Source organism: Blautia sp. JLR.GB0024, from assembly GCF_037000545.1.
Taxonomy (GTDB): domain Bacteria; phylum Bacillota; class Clostridia; order Lachnospirales; family Lachnospiraceae; genus Blautia; species Blautia celeris.
The window spans coordinates 526,721-544,463 of sequence record NZ_JBANBF010000001.1 but is presented as its reverse complement, the minus strand read 5'-3'; the positions used below and the strand labels follow the sequence as shown (position 1 = coordinate 544,463).

The following is a 17,743-nucleotide window of genomic DNA, read 5'->3' as shown; positions in this document are numbered from 1 at the left end:
CCAAATTTATTTTTAATGATTACTCTTCTATCTGCTCCTTGATAAAGAGCGAAGTTAAAAAAACAAATACATAGGCCTGAATCAGACCATCAAAAATGTCAAAATAAAAGCTGAATGGAATGGGTAAAACAACCGGTAAGATCATTTTGATCAGTTCCATTACAACAAATGATCCGATAACATTGCCGAACAACCGCATACAAAGCGATACCGGGCGGATAAATATCTCCATAATGTTAATCGGCGTAACAATGGCCATGGGTTCTGCAAAACTGTGCATGAACCGCTTAAACCCTTTCTGCTTCCATCCTGAATATTCAATCAGGAAGATGCTTATGATTGCCAGCCCTGCTGTCACGTTTAAGTCCTTTGTGGGCGGCTTAAAGCCCAGAAGACCAATTAAGTTAGCCACGCCAATATAGATGGCAGCGGTAATCAAGTAAGGAATATACTGCTTTCCTCTCTCGCCCAGAATATCCGCGAAAAAGTCATGCAGAAATCCAATAGATGATTCCAGAGCCAACTGTTTCTTACCGGGATTTTCCACCTTCAGATTTCTGACAAGAACGATGGATAATATCGTCAATGCTGCCATAATGATCCAGGTGACCACCACGGACTCCGTGACTGGTATCCCGCCAAAAATTGGGATGGTAAATACGGTCTCGCAGTTCAGCTCTTCCGTAATCCTATCCGCTATAGTTCCCGTAGGACATCCTCCCTTTCTATTTTATGATTTTTTAACTTCTCCTTTCTTATTTATTTATGATTCCAGAAAACATTACAGCTAATTTTTTCATTTGTCAATCTTTCTTTATATTTTTTTCGATGTGGCTTTCCTGTGATTTTACGGACAATTTTTCAGACATTTTTTCAATTTCTTTTATGGTTTTCTCCCTGTTTTTGGAGGGTTTTTGTGTACCAATTGGTATATGGAAAAATACAACTGATTTTTTTCATAAATACAAGTTGTTTTTTTGATTAATTTTTGTGAAATATGTTAGTGTTTTTCTAAATCCCTCATATAAAAAGCGCCTCATTCACGAAAAACGGGGCGCTTTTTTGTTAGGTTTTCACATTAATAACCTAGTTTCGTAAAAACATTTCTCGGCTCATCCCAGATGACAAGGTCTGCTCTGCTGTCTGAGTGATGATGCTCTTTATGAATGATGACCAGATTCGTTCCCTCAAAGTATTTGATATACTTGGAGAACACCTCGGAATCCAGTGTCGTTCCAAGAAGAATCAGGGTATCCGCGTTCTCAATCTCCCAGGTTGCCCTTGTCATGAGCTGGCTGTCCATCATTTCGCCAAAGAGAGCCACCTGCGGACGGATGACACGGCTGCAGTCCTCACACAGCGGTACTTTTTTGGACGCTCTTATATATTCCAGCGGATATTTCCTTCCGCAGTGGGGGCAGATATTCTCATGGATGCTTCCGTGCAGGTTGATCACATTGCGGCAGCCTGCCTTCTGGGGATATCCGTAAATATTCCCGGTAATGATACACTTCAGCTTTCCCTTCTGCTCCATCCTGGCTGCCACACGGAACGTGTCGCTGGTGTCCACATCCCCCTGGAGAACTTCGTCGCGGTAAAATTTGAAAAACTCCGCCGGCCTGTTGTTGTAGTACACACTGGTAAATATATCCTCCGGTGACACACCGTATGTCTTCTCGATCTCATACGCTTTCTCCGGTGTCTTCATTCCCATGTATCCGCACTCTGCCATCATGCCGGAACCGCTTAAAATGACTGTATAGGCGCTGGCATCAAGGATTGCCCTCAGCCTTTCAATCTTTTTTTCCTCTTCCATAAATCTTTCCTCCTCCCGGCCATTTCTTATGTTTATATTTTACCATTTTTCTCTGTTTTTATAAAGGCTTTTTTCTTATGTAACCAGGTCACCAACAAAACCTGTGTCTTTTGGTAAAATTTATGATAAGATAAGAGTAGAAAGAAAGGAAGTGCCTGAATATATGGAAAAACTGATTATCGCCGGCGCAGGACCTGCCGGAATCTCCGCTGCTCTGTACGCAGTCCGCTCCGGCATCACGCCGCTTATCATACACAAAGGTATCGGTGCTCTGGAAAAGGCAGCGAAGATTGAAAATTATTACGGACTGCCTGACCCAGTTTCCGGACAGGAGCTGTATGAGAACGGTCTGAAGCAGATCAAAGCCCTGGGAGTCCCTGTCGTGGAGGATGAAATGCTGTCTGTGGAATACGACGGCGATTACACGATCCACACCATCACGTCCACCTATCAGACCAAGGCATTGATCCTGGCAACGGGAACCAAAAGGAACACGCTTGCCCTTAAGGAAGCCCGCAGATATGAAGGCAGCGGTATCAGTTACTGTGCCATCTGCGACGGTTTTTTCTACCGCCAGAAGGATGTGGCAGTAATCGGCAACGGAGAATACGCCCTGCATGAGGCAAAGGTGCTGGAACCCATGGCTGCCAAAGTCACGATCCTCACCAACGGCATGGAACCCACTTTTGAAAAAGAAGCGCTGGGAACCATCCAGGTTGAGACAAGGAAGATCATTTCCGCCGGAGGAGAGCCCACTTTAAAATGGCTGGAACTGGAGGATTACGAAAAATTCCCGCTGGACGGACTTTTCGTGGCGCTCGGAACCGCAGGAAGCACAGATATTGCAAGAAAACTGGGCTTGATGATAGAAAACAATCATATCATGATAGAGACAGACACCAGCACTGCCCTTCCCGGACTTTTTGCAGCAGGAGACTGCACAGGCGGCCTTCTTCAGGTATCAAAAGCCGTCTATGAAGGAGCTCTTGCGGGAACAAAAGCTGTGAAGTATTTAAAAAAGCTTCCGGAAGCAGTGTGACACAGTCACAGAAAAGCGGGCCTGCATCTGATAGAATAGGCTCATAAAGATGAGAAACCAAAAATTTATGATAAAAATAAGGAGTGTATAATTATGGCAATGGTATTTGATGAGAAAAACTTTAAAAGTGAGGTATTGGATTCTGTTGTTCCTGTAATGGTAGATTTCTGGGCAACCTGGTGTATGCCCTGCCGCATGCTGGGGCCGGTTATTGAGGAGATTGCCGAGGAATCCAAAGGCGCGTATAAAGTAGGCAAAGTAAATGTGGATGAGAATCCGGGTCTGGCTTCCTCCTACGGCGTTATGAACATTCCCACGGTTCTGGTGTTCAAGAATGGAAAGGTTGTGGAAAAATCTGTGGGAGTTGTTCCAAAAGGGCAGCTTTTGAATCTTCTGAAATAAAAACAGAGATGGATGGATAAAAGGGTGCGGCTTCCTGCCGCACCCTTTTTCGTCATGCCTGCCTTACGGCAGCAGCTCATAAAGGCTGCTTTTATTTTCAATCTTGATTCCGCCGCGGAACAGGGATATATCCCCCTTTTTTACCATCTGTTTCAGGGTTCTGCTCACCGCTTCCCTGGCACTGCCGATGGCTTTTGCGATTTCCTCATGGGTCATACGGATGCTGTCATCCTTCCTCTGTGCGGATTCGTCGATGAGAAAAGCGGCGATCCTCTGAGTCAGACTTAAAAACAGCATCTGCTGCAGAGCCTCCACAACGCTTGAAAAACGCTCCGTTGCGATCTTGTAGGCATAATTCTCCACATAGATATTGTCCACCGCAAGAGCTGAAAATACAGGTGCCGGTATCAGCAGAACATCACAGTCCGCCTCTGCCTCTATCTCCACATCAAAGGTGATGGCCGACAGGGCACAGGAGGCTGTGAGCACACAGGTATCCCCTTCCCTGATCCGGTATATGGTCACCTCTTTGCCCTCGTCAGACAAAAGATACGCACGGATAACGCCCTTTAAAATAAATACGGTTCCCAGGCATTCCCTGGTGGGTGAATAGATCAGGCTTCCCGCCGGATAGTGCACTTCTCTGGAATCCCGGCACACCCTCTCCTGCTGCTCTTTTGTCAAATGTTCCCAGAAAGGTGTCTGCACCAGAACTTCTTTTATTCTATCTTCCATTTTTGTATCCTTCCCTTGCAATTCCATTTTTTAGCCCTTACAATAAGATATGCATGTGAAATATGAAAAAAGGAGAAAATTCCTTTATGAGACAAAAGAAACTTTCTGATTACCTGCTGCGCTTTGCCGTTCTTCTGGCCGTCATACTCCTCGTCCTCCGGCTGACCTGCCCTTCCCAAACGCGGATCGCCTGTGTGGGGGACAGCATAACCTACGGCGCCACGATCCGGGACAAAAGCCACGACAGTTATCCCGCACAGCTTGGAACTATGCTCGGCCGGAAATATTCCGTAAAAAATTTCGGTGCCAGCGGATACACGCTTCAGGAAAGCTGTGACAGACCTTATACGAGCCACAAGCGGTACAAAAAAAGCCTGGACTTCAAACCGGATGTGGTGCTGATCATGCTGGGGACCAACGATACAAAGCCCTATAACTGGATCAGCACAGAGGCATTTCAGGATGATTACCGGCAGTTGATCCTCTCCTACCAGGAGCTGCCATCCAGACCGGATGTCATTCTCATGACGCCTGCCTCTGTATTCCCGGAGAATTTCAATCCTGCAAAGCCCTATAAGATACGGGCCGGCGTAGCCGGCGAAGCAGCAAAAGCAGTCCGTGAGCTCGCCAAGGAACTGGGACTGCCTTTTATCGATATTCATGAGGTGACTGCCAGCCACCCCGAATTTTTCCTCCAGGACGGTGTCCATCCCAACGAACTGGGAGCCAAAGCCATTGCCCGGACTGTCTATGAGGCCCTGAAGGATTGGGGGTACTAAGCTTTCCCTCTCTTTTCATCAATATACCACATATCAGGAAGTTATTCCAGTACAGAATATTTTAACCGGTCTGCCGGCACTACTTTTTCATACGGTCAGCGCAGTCAATGCGCAGACCTGTCTGAACTGTTACGTTTTGCCATCTCTGTGCGGATCACCGGCAATTCTTTGTCCAGGCGGTAAAACAGCATAAGTACAGAGCACAGGGCCACACAGATAACGGGAATCCAGTTGTAGCAAAAGCTGATCGCGCTCTGTGCACCTGCTGACTGCACGGCTTTTGCCGCATCAAATCCGCCTGCCGCAAGAATCCAACCCATAACTGCCTGTCCAAGACCGAGTCCCAGCTTCTGGGCTGTGCTGACGCCTGCATTGCCCATTCCCACAGCCACAACACCGGTCTTCCACTCTCCGTATTCAATCGTATCTGACACCATTCCAAAGGCCATGCCGCCGGCAGCCCCTAACCCCACGCCTTTTACTGCGTTAAAGAAAATAAGTAACGGAAGGTTTGTACCGCACAGACCTGTGCCTGCGAATCCCGCCATCATAGCAATAAGACCGACCTGATAGGTTCTGTGTTTTCCGAATTTCTTCATAAATGCCGGTGTGAGGAACATGATGCCGAACTGTGCGATGGACAGCGCGTTGTTGATCGGGGTGTAGAAGCCTATATCCCCGAGAACATACTGCGCATAGTAGGCTGCCGCCACTGCGTACATGACAATGACAAAGAAAATCAGGAACATACAGACTGTCATCAGAACCCAGTATTTATTTTGGAACAGGGATTTTACGGCTTTCCTTGCAGGTACGGATTTTTCTTCTTTTTCTCCTCCTGACTGTTTTTCCATGTTTTTTACGCGTTCCTTTGTTCCGAAGAAACAGAGGATACTGGCAGCAATGACAATTATGCCTACAATCATAAAGGCTTTTGTCCATGCTTTCTGTGTGTAGATATCACCGTCTCCGAATTTGTTCAGCCAAGTGAGGAAGAAGGTGTTCATGGTGATGTTCGCCAGTGTCTGGAAAATCATGTTCATGTTGCCCAGCAGACCACGGTCAAAGTCATTCTGGGTCATAAGGTAATTCATGGAAGTATACGGTACATACATAGCTGTGTAGAATACGGCGTTTACCAGGTTATACATGATAAATATGTAGACGTATTTTATAAATCCGGTCATGGATGCCGGGATACAGAACAGCAGCAGTGTGGAAACTGCCAGCGGAATACACATGCGCACCAGCCAGATCCTGGCCTTGCCGTGTTTGGATTTGGTGTGGTCCACGATTCCGCCCATGATCAGATCGCTGATACCGTCAAATACTTTTGACAGGGCAATGATCGTGCCTGTCACACCTGCATCCACGAAGGATACATTGGTCAGATAGATCATAAAGAAGGCTGACATGATGCCGTTTACCCACGCCATACCATAGTTGCCGATACCGTAGCCGATGCGTTCGCTCCAGCCTAATTTTGCTTTGGGATCATTATGTTTTGATGCATAACTAAACATTTTCTTCTCTCCTTTTCAGGGCAGTGTTTGGTCTTTACTGCCTCAGTTGTAACGCTTCAGCCACGTTACCCTCAGTTTTCATAAAACCGCATGTCCTTCCAGAGTTCCATAAGCTTACTGAAATCCCGTATTTCTGTCCTGCTCACTCTGTCAAAGACACGGACCGGGGTGTGATATCCCGTGTATTTTGGCCAGTTCTCTTTATCGGGTTCCCCTGTTTTTATAAACCGGACCCAGGACGTGTGCATGGCTTCTATCAGCGCATCTGTGGTTTTCTTGGGTTCCCCGTCAAAGATAAATCTGCTGAAGGCAAATTCTTTTTCGGCGAACATACAGGGAAGTTCATAAGCGTGGGAGGCTCCCATCCCTGTACTTTTCCCGGATCTTGAAACAAATTCAAAGCTATACAGCCACACATCCCCGTATGCTTTCTGGGCCTGCGCTGCCTTCAGGGAAGGCATACGAAAAGCGTAGTCTGCGGCAAAATTTATAAACGGTTTTAACTGTTCCGCCGGGACTTCTCTTTGTCTGTCTGATACTTCTTTCAACTTCTATTCTTCCGGGGAAGGCTGGTAATAACGGATCATTTCCGGAAGCGCGGCGGCATGTCCGTTCTTCTCAAACATAGCAGCAGTCATGGCCCAGTTGTTTGGAAACCCCGTCTTTTCCGGATGGACGAACAGGGTTCCCTCATGCTTGTTGGTACCGATGAGAAGCTTTACTCCCTCTGCGCTGCCGCTGCGGATGGCATCAATGGGGCGTACGGGAAGCAGATCGTCCTGTATAGGGCCGGGAAGAAAGATTCCCGGGTTTTTGTACTGGTGCTTTTCTGCCACATAAGTATTGCCTTTCTGCAATTCAAAGGGATTTATGGTTCTGAGCTTCTGCAGATCCCCCACGTTCCACCCCATACCTTCCAGAAACAGATCTGTATTCTCTCCGGCTGTCCTGTGGGTGGCAATACAGTTCGGCAGGGGGCTTTGTGCGATTGCCTGGCTGAACATACCTTTTACGACGGGAGCTGCCAGCATATTGACCACAGAGGCTCCGCCGGCTGATTCTCCGGCTATGGTGATGCGGCCGGGGTCGCCGCCGAAGGCTTTTATATTTTCATGTATCCAGGTTATGGCAAGGATCTGGTCAGATACACCGCAGTTACTCTCAAAATCTTCGCAGCCGGGGTATGTGGTAAAGTCATAAAATCCCAGTACATTTAAACGATACTGAACGGAGACAAAGACAATACCTTTTTCCGCAAATGAGACACCGCTGTAAAGGGGAACGGACGCTGATCCCGTATTGTATCCGCCGCCGTGTATCCACACAAGAACCGGCAGATCCTTTCCCTCCATGGGGCGTCTTATGTTCAGGGTAAGGCAGTCTTCGCTGCCTTTTAACTGTCCTTCGTCCAGTTGGACGGCTTCTTTTCCATAGTCTCCGGCATCATAAATCCCTTGCCATGGAGCCACAGGCTGTGCTCTTTTAAAGCGCAGGCTGCCAACGGGAGGCTGTGCAAATGGGATGCCCAGATATTCCACCAGATTGTTTCTCAGATAGCCTTTTACTTTCCCGGATGTTGTATTTACCACGTATTCTTTCATTGCGGTTTCCTCATGATTTCTTCCTTAAAAGTGCCACTTTTTTCCCTGCTGCAGCTAGGTCTTCGTTACCGCCCGCTGCCTCCTGTAAGACATATGCCTTTAATCTTGGCCTGCAGTTCTTATGGGGTTCCTCGAAAAATCCGAAGTACACTTCTGCCCGGCCGCCGATCTGGTTTTTCTCTATGCCCTGCTTTTCCAGCATTCCTGTCTCGGTCAGCAGCCGGAAATTATAGATAGTCCGGACATAAGGGAGTTCTCCCGCAAGCTGCAGCAATTTACGTGTATATTCAGCCTGCATTTTTTCAAGCTTGGGATCTCCGCAGTCTGTAAAACCTGTTTCCGTTAGGATGACCTGTTTCTCTGCATCACCGTATTTGCACATGACACGGTATGCTGCGTCGTTATAATCCTTCCACAGATGGTCCGGTTCCTCAATGTGCAGGAACAGATCCGCCTCTCTTTTATCCTGGCAGGTACTCATCTGATAGGGGTGCCATGCCACCAGGTCAAAGTAATCATCCGGGTCTGTGGACCAGAATTTTCCTGACCGGATGCGGCTGTAAATCTTGTCCAGAGTCCACGCGATTCCATACATGGGCGGCAGGAAGTCCGGCAGATTTCCTCCCAGCCAGGGCGTGCTCAGCGCCGGGGAAAAGGAAACAACTTTTGCATTGGGGTTCGCTCTTCTGATGCCCTTTGCAGCAAAATACATGAGGTCAACCGCTATATCCAGCTTCTCCTCCGGGCTAAACGGCTTTGACATATCGCTGTCAAGAAATCCGTCAGGCTGCAGAAATGCATTGATGTTCCACTCGTTCCCCACCTCCCACTGGGACACCTGTGGAAACAGGGATACCATGGTAAACCAGGACTGCTCCAGCATCTCAAGTGTCTGACGGTAAAGACTGCCTTTTGTCAAATCTCTCCTTGGAACTGCATGCCCTGTATGCTGAATACATCCCTCCGGCAGAAACCACTCGTGGCTCATGCCCGTCACTTCCAGATCCAGCTCCACTGCCCTGTCCAAAAGCTCTGTATGAGCGGAAACAGCCTCCTCATCAGGTGTAAGAGGGTCCTTCAGGATCTCTGTCAGATGCATCCAGGAACGGTATGCCGTACATCCCAATGCCTTTACCAAATCCAGATATTCTGCTGCCGGTACATGGGTATCCCGCTCCCGCTGGATCAGCGGTTCCCCGATTCCGTAAAAACGTTCTGAAATCATGTGCTTTCTCCTTTGATTGTCTTGTGTTTTGATGTATTTATAATAGCAGTGGACGGGAAATTGATATACTGTTATTTTGTTGTTTTTGTAATTATTTTGTTGTAATAATGATGTTGTGTGGGGATGGGGAAAGGAGGGAGGGAGCATTTAGGGATGGACGGAAAATATATCATTATCTGGTAAAATAATAAAAACCCTTTTGCATACAGACTGCTGCTCTGGTGTTACAGCCTGTATGTAAAAGGGGTTATGTAATAATGTTATTTTTTGTTTCAATCTACATTCGGTAATTTCACAGCGTATGATTACGTCATATATGGATGCGAGGCTTGCTCTCATGTCCGTGAAGGATACGGTTTCTCCCTGTCCGTCACTGCCGCTGAGTTTGTTTTGGCGATTTATGCCTCCGCCTATAAAGGTGAGGAAATTTTCACACAGGCGCAGGCAGCACCTCTATATCTTCCGGTACCGTATACTCCACTTTACAGTTCCCATGTTCCAATTTCCATGACACCTGTATATCACCCACCGGTGTTTTTACTTTCCCTGACGCATGTGTCAGATATCCCGCTGTGGGAGCAATGCGGACTTTTCGGAATCCGGGTTTTGCGGGGCGTACCCCAAGCGTGACGCAGGGCAGTTCATATAAAATAAGAGCACCCCATCCGTGGCATTCACTCCTGGCATATGCCTCTGCTTCCACACAGGTCGTGCAATGATTTCTGACCATATTTCTCCATATCTCCCAATACTGGTTTGTATATTGATACAGTCCTGTCTTTTCCAGAGCCCGGAAGAGATAGAAACACATGGCAACGGTACACTGGGTATACTTCTTATTTTTTATGGTTTCCAACAGATTCCCGGTCCCGGTAATTGTATCTACAGTATCTGTCAAAACCGCAAACACCTGGCAGTGCTGACTGTATTCCTCGACTCCGGGGCCGTCCTGAAGCATACTATTTTTCCCTGTACAATAGGTTCTGACAGCATTCCTGACTTTTTCCGCCTTTTCCGAAAATCTGTGCGCCTCTTCCCTTCGGTCCAAAAATAACGCCAGCTTTGCAGCATGCTGAAGGCCGTAAATATATAATAGACTTTCCATTGTAATTGGTCCATTCACCCCGGCCGGAGGCATTCCTGTGGTGTCGTTCCACTCCTCTGCCCAATCAATAAAAGACCAGAAGGGAGTCTCCATATTCATTCCTCCGATTTTCCCCACATATCCCTGCGGGGTCAGATTTCTATCAAAAAAGTTTAAGATCTGATGAATTGCCGGCATGTGTTCCTCTATCAGCTTTTTGTCACCGAAATACATCATGTGGTCATAGACCATCAATATATAATAAACGGAAAATCCGGGAATCACATTGGGATTGCAGTTCGGATAGCAGCAATTCAGCAGACCGTCATACCGCTGGGAACGTTTTAAATCGTCCAGACATTTCCTGGCTAGTCTGTCATCCGCACTGACTGCATATGTGTAGAGAATCTGCTGCCTTGCATCCATTATATACTGGAGCTGCTCATAAAAAGGACAGTCCTCATAGCTTTCATGCATACACCGTCTCAGAGTTCTTTCGCTGACATCCCAAATGTCTGCTAAAGTGTTATCGGAGGTTGTAACCTCTGTCTGCACCTGCAGAGGGTATCCTGTTTCTTCGTAATGCATGCTGCAGAGTGTAAGCGGTTCCTGTCCTGTAATGATGTGCAGCCGTATAAAACGGAAGGTACGGAACCAATAAGGTTCATAAGTTTCCGGCATATCCGGACTGCCAAATCCACCCACAGAATATGTATCTTCATAGCCCTGCAGATGGCCGTTCATGTTATCTGCTCGGTCTTTTTTTACCGGAATTTTTTCCGGTCCTGTAAAACCATTTTGGACGTAAGCTTCCGAATAGAGGAATTGCACTTTGGATCCTTTTCCGTGACAAAATTCTGTTTTCAGATATCCTGTCATTTCTTCTCCTGCGTCAAGTTCTATAATTTCTTCGGTTTCTGCAGGGAATTTTAAAGTTTTTTTCCCATTTATAAAATCTTTCCAATCCTGACCGGTATATCCGGATTTTTTAACATCCATAACACCGGAAAACTGACGCTCTTTCCGGTACATAAAAGGGATAGTCCGGGGATATAAATTACCCGGGCTGATGGCTTTTGAAATCTGTTTATTGATATACGGTCTTGCCGCATCCCATAGGCTGTCATCATAGGTATCTGTCTTCCAGCCGAAGAGTTCCGGATTTCCTATGGCATTTTCATGTATGATCAGAGGAGCAAAACGTTCCTCTTCCCGAATAAATAAGACGGAATCATCTTTTTTGCATTTCCAGGATGCGTCGGCGGACAACGCATATTGTTTTCCGCTGACAGTCCGTATTTCCCCTTTCACGTAAAGGCCCGGTACCGGTGTACGGAACATTCCGTGATTACCTTTTTCCGGGTCCTGAGGATAGCGGAGAACAGAGACTGCGATTACATTTATACCATCTTTCAGATATGGCATTATGTCAATGGTATCATAAAACCATATCTGCAGATCGCCTCTGGAAGGTCCTGCTTCTATGAATTTTCCATTGATATATAGTTTATAGCGAGTGTCTGCGGATATGTGCAGGGCTGCTTCCTTTATTTTTCCGTCTATGTCTATTGATTTGCGGAAAAACACGATTCGCGGCTTTTCCTTGTCTTCCGAATTCCAGGACGGGCACCAGACCCAGTTTGAATCTTTCAGATATTCCATGGCAAACTCCTTTAGATAGTGTGATCGCCGGCAATTTGACTAATGTCTTTCTGCCTGTGATTATTCCTGTTTTGTTGATGGGAACGGGTGTGTAATATTGGGGAATATAGGTATGTATAGATTGCCGTTCCCACCGCTTCTGTTCCGTTTTTTGAAGATTCGTCGCTCCACTCGTGGTTGTCATTCCACTCATAGTGGCAGCGAATCCTCAGTTATTTTGTTGAAGATATCTTAACAGGAATCTGCAAATGGATATATCTGTATTTTGTTCTTTTTGATTTTATTTTGTTCCTATTTACTGGTGCTGTCTTTCTTTTGTTCTTTTTGCTATTCCTACGTTCTTTTGTTATTCCTCATATTTTATACAATTTTGTTTTTTCTATTTTTCTTCCAAAAATTCTGTTGGTTTATAGGATTCCCGGTACTGTCTTGGTGTCATGTTCTTTTTCGCTTTGAAAATTTTTCCAAAGTAACTTTGTGACGGAAAATTGACGTACTCTGCTATTCTCGGAATCGATTCCTCTGAATAAATCAAAAGGTTTGCAGCACGTTCAATTCTTATATCGTTCACATAGTCCTGGATACATATGCCTGTCTCTCTTTTGAAAATTCGTGATAAATAACTGCTGCTGATTCCCAGCTTACCTGCAATATCATCCAGATATACTTTTTCTTTGAAATGCTTCTTTACATAATCCTTACACTGCTCTGTATAACTGGAAGTATGGCGCTTAGTCTTCAGCTCACAGACACGTTTTGTAAGTTCCTCTATGGCATGATTCCGATAGGCAAGAATCTGCATTATATCTTTACATTCTGACCCTTTATTAATGTAATACCCGCTCATGCGATAAGCCGCATATGGCATTAATCCGCCCTCAATCGCCGCGCGAGCACACAAAGTCACACCTACAACCAGCATATTCCGCCAATGGGTCAGCTCACTGGCTCCCAGTTTTCCGACTTCCGCATCCATATCTTTTGACAAACGGACTGCCTCTTCCACATTCCCCTCACGCACCATATCCAGAAGTTTCCTCTCTTCCTGATAGGAATGGCGGTAAAAGTCTTCTTCCTCAGACTTTAAGGTAAACAAAATCTGCTCTTCCGTTTCTTGTTCTTTCGTGACCGGAACCAGATGATTGGCATCCAACAGCTGCTGATCCGTGTATTCTGCATCGCACACAATTTTTGCAAGTATGCAGACTGTCTGAAGTATTTCAGTAACCGTAAACTGGCGAAGGTTCTTCTCTGCATCTTCCGGGATACCATATGCGCGATAGAACTTGTGTCTTTCAATTTTATTAAAGAAAACCGTGCACATTGGGCCAGCCAGATAGTACGCATCTGGTGCCTTGATACAAACAAAATAGGCCTGGTAATCGTCTTTACAGATGTATGGAACTGTTTGTTTTTCTGCATTTTCTGCCAGGGAACATTGCAGTTCTGCGCAATGGTGTAAAGGATTGTGAGCAGAATTTTTCTGATATGAAATGATGTTGTTATCTTTTAAAGAAAATATACCAACGCCCTGCAGCTCTGACAGGTGCGTTAACAGGTATCGGGATTGTGGCGTTTGGCTTTTCTGCATTGTTTCAGACCTTCTTTGCTGTTTTTTGGCTGATGGCTTTTTCTGCTGCCTGCAGCCGGATCAGATTTTCTTCTGACGCCGCAAAGTCTCCAGAAAGGCCCGGCAGCCTTCTACAATATCGGAATATGTTGTTTCAAAATCCCCTGTATACCATGGGTCTGCGATGTCTCTGGGATGCTCTGAAAAATCCAGCAGGCGGCAGATCTTATGTTCCGGATCGTGGCCTGCAATGCGGTTCATGTTACGGATATTCCACGCATCCATGCCTATGAGGTAATCATATTTTGCGTAATCTGATTTTTTCATCTGCACCGCGTATTTGCCCGCTGTGGAAATGCCTACTTCACGAAGTTTGTTCCTGGTTCCGTGGTGTACGGGATTGCCGATTTCTTCTGTGCTGGTGGCAGCGGATGCGATGTAGAAACTGTTGGATAGGTTTTCTTTTTGGGTTATGTCTTTTAGGACAAATTCGGCCATGGGGGAACGGCAGATGTTGCCGTGGCAGACAAAAAGTACCTTTATCATATATTTTAAACTCCTTGTAAACGCTTGATTTTCCTTGATTTTACGCCACTTTTAGGCATTTCTACGACAGAGGCATTTTGAACATATCTTAGTATAACTACGCATAAATTCGCTTGCTTTTGCCATCATTTGTCGTAAATTCTGTCGTAAATTCAAATGATTTACGACACGCACCTTTTACGGTGCATTGTCGATTTCATAGAGGTATCATCTGCAACTTTCAGCATTTCTTCTTCCGCATCCTCAAAGCCTAAATGAGTATAGACATTGAGGGTAACTGCAATATCACTATGCCCCATAATATATTGAAGTGTCTTCGGGTTCATTCCTGACTTCGCCATATTACTACAAAAGGTGTGTCTGCACACATGTGGATGTGTCAAGTATAGGACAAAAAAAATTTTATTTTTTTCTGCCGAAGACTATCTGACGCTTCCATCAGGTAGTCCCAGCACCTTTATTATCTTCTGGTAAGTCATTCTTGTCCTGCTCAAGTTACCTCTATTCTGAAAAAATATCGTCAAAATTCCATTCGATTTCGATTTCATCCTGACTATGAACACGGATCACCTTGATAATCTCACGCAGCTTCTCTGTATCGAACTTCTGAATTCCCAAGAAATCTTTTAGTTTTATTTTATCAGAAAGTTCATTTTGTTCAAGAAGCTTTTTACTATTCTCCGCATCTTCTATCTTTCGTTTTATTTCCTCCAGCTGTACACTTATCTTTCCTGCTCTCTGCTTATACGAATCACGATCTATACGACCATCTTTGTAATCATCATAGAGTTTCATCTTTTCCGAGGTCAACTGTCGGCTCTGTTTTTGCAATTCTGCGGTATTGATCTCTTTGTCGTCGCATTGCCTGTTGGAAGATACTTTCTTTTCTTTTTCCAATATTGACGCTGCATACTGATGAACAAGCCCAAGGATATTCTCCTCCAACGGTTCCCGCCGGATCACCAGACTTCGACACACAGGATCTCCATTGGTTCGGGCATCTGAACATTTCAGCAAATGCTCTGTTTCTTTTAGCAGAGAATGCCCGCAGTTAGCACATAGCAACAATGCCGGCTGTTTTTTACGTCTTTCCAGAGTAAAATTGGTACGTGATTCCGCAACACTTCTCTTCTTTTTCGGATGCATTTCATTTGCTTTTTCAAACAATGCCCTGTCTATAATTGCCGTATGATGATTTTCCAGGCGAACCCATTCTGTTTCATCATTCAGAACTGCTTTATGACCGGTATGCATACTGCAACGTGTTTTTCCCCAGATTCTGGTTCCAATATAAATCTCATCCCGGACAATTGCCGCTACTGTCGTAGGGCTCCAGTGTTTCTTTTTGATCGTGTCAAACCTCTGGAACTGCACCTGATCCCCTCTTGATAATTTCTGCTCATCACAAGTGGCAATCGCCTGTCCGTTCAATTCCCTTGTAATATCCGCAAAACTTGTTCCTTCCGCTGCCATCCGAAAAATCATTTTCACGACTTTTGCAGCCTCTGGATCTACTTCCAGCCTTCCATCTTTTCCTTTTTTATAGCCATATCTGGCATTTACCGGAAGGCGTGTACCATTTCTCGTTCTTGTCTGCAATGCTGATGAAATTTTCTTGGACAAATCCAGGCTATACATATTGTATACCAGATTCTGCAATGCTACATTCATTCCACCAGTCATTCCGCTACTTACTGCACTGTCATAGCTGTCATTAATCGAAATAAATCGAATCTGTAGAAGTGGAAAAATATATTCAATATAAAATCCAACTTCCAAATAGTCTCTTCCAAATCTGGAAAAGTCTTTCACAACTACACAGCCGATTTCTCCGCTTTTCATGTCATCCTGCAGCTGTTGAAATCCCTGCCTTTTAAAATGAGTACCGCTGACACCGTCATCCACATATTCCAGAATATCCGACTCAACTACACCCAGCTCATCAATTACAAATGATTTTAACAGAATTCTCTGAGAAGTTACACTGTCGCTCTCTTTTTTGGCTCTGCCATCTACATTGTCATCTTCTGCAGACAAACGGATGTAAACAGCTGTTTTTCTAAGATCTGTCATCTTGACTGCGCCTCCTTCTCTTTCTTTAGTTTCTGTAAATCTGCAAACTGATCGTCATATACCAGCTTGATCTCATAATCATACTTACCATGGATAATAATTGAATCCACAAAGGCATCTGCCATTTCTTTTGTCAGCTTACGCTTTGACATATAAGTATGTATCACATTTCCCCAGCCTTCTTCAATGTGGTAATCCTGGGAATACCGAACCTGTGCCGCCAATACTGTGTCCAGACGGCTCTTGATATTCTCAATTTCATTGGAATAGATCCGAGAAAACTGTATGTATTCTTCTTCTGTAATCAAACGTTCGGAATAGTCTTCATATAAATCCGATTTACGCTTACTGATACGGCTTAGTTCCCGTCGAAGTTTTCCTACCTCTTTATCCAAAAGCAGGTACTGTGTCTGATTTTTGGAAGCTGCATTCATTTTCTGAATCATTTTTTCTGTATCCAATACGGTTTTCATATGCGTTTGGATCAGGCGAAGAACATCGCCATCCACATATTCTTTTCTGACTCTGTGCCCTTTGCATTGCTTTCCTCCGGATTTATGGTTAGTATTGGCTCCGCAGATATAAAAGAATGTGCCATTTCTTTCTCTGGACAACGTCATGCGGTTGCCACAGCCTCCGCACCATATCTTTCCTGTATAGAAATTATGGTTTCTAATAGCCCCATTGTTCTGCTGATGTTTCTTCTTATAAGCTTCCGTATATTCCTGGATTTTAGATTGTACCTGTTGAAACAACTCTCTATCTATAATCCCTTCATGCGTGTTCTCCACATGCACCCATTCACTCTCTGGTCGATTTCTCTGTTTATTTCCCTGGAAAACACTTTGCTGATATTTTCCAAATACAGAATCACCTGTGCAATGAACATCCTGAAGAACTCGTTTCACTTCATAATTGTTCCAGGGTTTTGACTCCGGAAGCGGCTTCTCACCGGTTTTATAGAATTTTCTCTGTAAAGTCGGCGATAAAACTCCATCTTTATTGAGCTGTCTTGCAATATCACTATAGTTCCTGCCATCCATATACATAGAAAATATACTTTTCAAATGTTCTGCAGCTTCTTCATCAACGATCAGCTGATGATGGTCTTCTTCTGACTTTCTGTAACCATACGGTTCCCAGGCACTTGTAAATTTTCCTTTTTTCCAAAGAGCTTTTTTTGCGCTGCTGCTCTTTTTGGCAAGGTCTTTCGAATAGAACTCATTGATAATATTCTTCAGTGGAACTGTAAGATCCACACCCTCTCTGAAGGAATCGAAATCATCTGTCACAGCCAGGAATCTTACATGAAAAAACGGAAATACTCGTTCAATATAGTTGCTGGTTTCGACATAATTTCTTCCAAGTCTGGACAAATCTTTTACAATAACACAATTGATTTTTCCATGCTTGATATCTTCCATCATCTGTACGAATCCAGGACGGTCAAAATTTGTACCTGAATAGTCTGAGTCCTTATAAACTTCCGCAACCGAAATATCTTCCGTATCTGCTACAAAGTTTTTCATCAATTCCACCTGGGTTTCTATCGTCCCTCTTTCTAATGTTTCTTCTGTTTCCATTGAAATTCTGGCATACAATCCTGCCCGGAATGGTCTTCTCACCTCTGTCTGGACGGTTGCACTGCCGACTACTGTCGGAATGTTTTTCCTACTCTTTCGTGCCAT

13 protein-coding genes and 2 pseudogenes are annotated in these 17,743 nt (G+C 44.9%); 3 read left to right on the top strand and 12 right to left on the bottom strand.

Annotated elements, in window-relative coordinates; translation table 11 throughout:
• Positions 1–19: 19 nt before the first annotated feature.
• Together V8Q34_RS02480 and V8Q34_RS02475 are read right to left on the bottom strand one after the other, a co-directional pair.
• Positions 20–688 carry a F0F1 ATP synthase subunit A gene (locus tag V8Q34_RS02480; protein ID WP_033140430.1) on the bottom strand — a complete coding sequence of 223 codons (669 nt, stop codon included), beginning with the start codon at positions 686–688 and terminating at the stop codon, positions 20–22.
• A gap of 390 nt (positions 689–1,078) precedes the next feature.
• Positions 1,079–1,816, bottom strand: a complete 738-nt coding sequence (locus tag V8Q34_RS02475; protein ID WP_033140431.1) for an SIR2 family NAD-dependent protein deacylase — start codon at positions 1,814–1,816, stop codon at positions 1,079–1,081.
• 163 nt (positions 1,817–1,979) lie between these two features.
• Between V8Q34_RS02475 and V8Q34_RS02470 the strand changes: the two genes are divergently transcribed.
• Positions 1,980–2,855, top strand: coding sequence for an NAD(P)/FAD-dependent oxidoreductase (locus V8Q34_RS02470; protein ID WP_033140432.1), 876 nt, complete (start codon positions 1,980–1,982; stop codon positions 2,853–2,855).
• A gap of 93 nt (positions 2,856–2,948) precedes the next feature.
• On the top strand, positions 2,949–3,257 hold the full coding sequence (gene trxA / locus V8Q34_RS02465) for a thioredoxin (RefSeq protein ID WP_033140433.1): 309 nt from the start codon (positions 2,949–2,951) through the stop codon (positions 3,255–3,257).
• Between the two features lie 63 nt (positions 3,258–3,320).
• Here trxA and V8Q34_RS02460 read toward each other — a convergent pair whose 3' ends face one another.
• Positions 3,321–3,992 carry a Crp/Fnr family transcriptional regulator gene (locus V8Q34_RS02460; protein WP_033140434.1) on the bottom strand — a complete coding sequence of 224 codons (672 nt, stop codon included), beginning with the start codon at positions 3,990–3,992 and terminating at the stop codon, positions 3,321–3,323.
• Between the two features lie 86 nt (positions 3,993–4,078).
• On the opposite strand from V8Q34_RS02460, the gene V8Q34_RS02455 reads away from it, so the two are divergent.
• Positions 4,079–4,771, top strand: a complete 693-nt coding sequence (locus tag V8Q34_RS02455) for a GDSL-type esterase/lipase family protein (protein WP_052099238.1) — start codon at positions 4,079–4,081, stop codon at positions 4,769–4,771.
• A 104-nt stretch (positions 4,772–4,875) separates the two neighbouring features.
• Here the strand turns inward: V8Q34_RS02455 and V8Q34_RS02450 are convergent, their stop codons facing one another.
• The 9 genes and pseudogenes from V8Q34_RS02450 to V8Q34_RS02410 form a co-directional block, all read right to left on the bottom strand.
• A complete protein-coding gene (locus V8Q34_RS02450; protein ID WP_335834729.1) occupies positions 4,876–6,294 on the bottom strand; it encodes an MFS transporter in 1,419 nt (472 codons plus the stop codon).
• A 71-nt stretch (positions 6,295–6,365) separates the two neighbouring features.
• Positions 6,366–7,895 (bottom strand): annotated as a pseudogene (locus V8Q34_RS02445) (carboxylesterase/lipase family protein).
• A 10-nt stretch (positions 7,896–7,905) separates the two neighbouring features.
• Complete coding sequence (locus tag V8Q34_RS02440) at positions 7,906–9,120, bottom strand: hypothetical protein (protein ID WP_335834728.1); 1,215 nt, start codon at positions 9,118–9,120, stop codon at positions 7,906–7,908.
• Between the two features lie 430 nt (positions 9,121–9,550).
• Positions 9,551–11,866 carry an alpha-L-rhamnosidase-related protein gene (locus tag V8Q34_RS02435; RefSeq protein ID WP_335834727.1) on the bottom strand — a complete coding sequence of 772 codons (2,316 nt, stop codon included), beginning with the start codon at positions 11,864–11,866 and terminating at the stop codon, positions 9,551–9,553.
• A 379-nt stretch (positions 11,867–12,245) separates the two neighbouring features.
• Entirely contained in the window at positions 12,246–13,457 is a 1,212-nt protein-coding gene (locus V8Q34_RS02430; protein ID WP_335834726.1) for a helix-turn-helix transcriptional regulator, read from the bottom strand.
• 60 nt (positions 13,458–13,517) lie between these two features.
• Positions 13,518–13,982, bottom strand: coding sequence for a low molecular weight protein-tyrosine-phosphatase (locus tag V8Q34_RS02425; protein WP_335834725.1), 465 nt, complete (start codon positions 13,980–13,982; stop codon positions 13,518–13,520).
• A 161-nt stretch (positions 13,983–14,143) separates the two neighbouring features.
• A pseudogene (locus V8Q34_RS02420) lies at positions 14,144–14,356 on the bottom strand (tyrosine-type recombinase/integrase); the annotation flags it as partial.
• A 127-nt stretch (positions 14,357–14,483) separates the two neighbouring features.
• A complete protein-coding gene (locus V8Q34_RS02415; protein WP_335834724.1) occupies positions 14,484–16,055 on the bottom strand; it encodes a recombinase family protein in 1,572 nt (523 codons plus the stop codon).
• On the bottom strand, positions 16,052–17,743 hold the full coding sequence (locus V8Q34_RS02410) for a recombinase family protein (protein ID WP_335834723.1): 1,692 nt from the start codon (positions 17,741–17,743) through the stop codon (positions 16,052–16,054). The genes V8Q34_RS02415 and V8Q34_RS02410 overlap by 4 nt, the downstream gene beginning before the upstream one ends.